Raw genomic sequence first — 268 nt, 5'->3', positions numbered from 1 at the left:
CTAAAACGGAATGAATCGTCAGATTGCCTTGCTGCATATAGCCCTTTCGTCGATATCATCGCGATATGTTCAGTGAGAATAGATTCAGACGAAAATCGAAAAAGCTCGGAAAGCATCGAGTCATATTCTTCATGGATCTAATGCTTCTTCAGCAAAGGATCTTGACGCTCTTTTCTCTATGCTATCCGCTAATATCTTCAGTCAGTCTATTTGCTGTAAATATCCTCCGGGAAATCTCCGCCCAATGTGTACCCAACAGCTGTGACAT

Origin of the sequence: Mesotoga sp. UBA5825 (assembly GCF_002432955.1) — a bacterium.
Lineage (GTDB): Bacteria > Thermotogota > Thermotogae > Petrotogales > Kosmotogaceae > Mesotoga.
The sequence above is the reverse complement of the archived record's forward strand: the minus strand, read 5'-3'. Positions refer to the sequence as shown.